The following is a 262-nucleotide window of genomic DNA, read 5'->3' on the forward strand; positions in this document are numbered from 1 at the left end:
CTTCTAAATTATTCTCATTATCTTTTTTATCATAAATTATTAATTTAAGTTTTAGCTTCTTATGATTTTTATTCCCTTTAGGATTAATAGAAGTATCTAAATGATCATTAGATATCTCAAGTTTATAACATAATTGAGAATTTGCGTATTTGTAACTTCTACTTAAAGACGTTTCTTCTATCTCTATTTCACATGGATTGGTAGGTGTTTTAATAATATAACTATCAGAGGTTTGATGAATTTTAGTTAATTCAGTAATAAT

The 262-nt window shown here is 23.3% G+C and carries 1 protein-coding gene; it reads right to left on the minus strand.

Features of this window, described 5'->3' with window-relative positions; translation table 11 throughout:
- Positions 1 to 262: hypothetical protein (locus SB764_RS41575; RefSeq protein ID WP_410866975.1), on the minus strand; the 262-nt coding region annotated here is incomplete at both ends.

Source organism: Paraburkholderia sp. SIMBA_027, from assembly GCF_046535315.1.
Classification (GTDB): domain Bacteria; phylum Pseudomonadota; class Gammaproteobacteria; order Burkholderiales; family Burkholderiaceae; genus Paraburkholderia; species Paraburkholderia tropica.